Annotated in this window: 1 rRNA gene; it reads left to right on the top strand. The window is 54.7% G+C overall.

Features of this window, described 5'->3' with window-relative positions:
* Positions 1-333: ribosomal RNA gene (locus tag PUW82_RS15065) — 23S ribosomal RNA — on the top strand; the annotation flags it as partial.

Genomic DNA, 333 nt, shown 5'->3' with positions numbered 1-333 from the left:
ATTTAAAGTGGTACGCGAGCTGGGTTTAGAACGTCGTGAGACAGTTCGGTCCCTATCTGCCGTGGGCGCTGGAGAACTGAGGGGGGCTGCTCCTAGTACGAGAGGACCGGAGTGGACGCATCACTGGTGTTCGGGTTGTCATGCCAATGGCACTGCCCGGTAGCTAAATGCGGAAGAGATAAGTGCTGAAAGCATCTAAGCACGAAACTTGCCCCGAGATGAGTTCTCCCTGACTCCTTGAGAGTCCTGAAGGAACGTTGAAGACGACGACGTTGATAGGCCGGGTGTGTAAGCGCAGCGATGCGTTGAGCTAACCGGTACTAATGAACCGTG

Origin of the sequence: Microbacterium thalli (assembly GCF_028737325.1) — a bacterium.
Taxonomy (GTDB): Bacteria; Actinomycetota; Actinomycetes; order Actinomycetales; family Microbacteriaceae; genus Microbacterium; species Microbacterium thalli.
The sequence above is the reverse complement of the archived record's forward strand: the minus strand, read 5'-3'. Positions and strand labels throughout refer to the sequence as shown.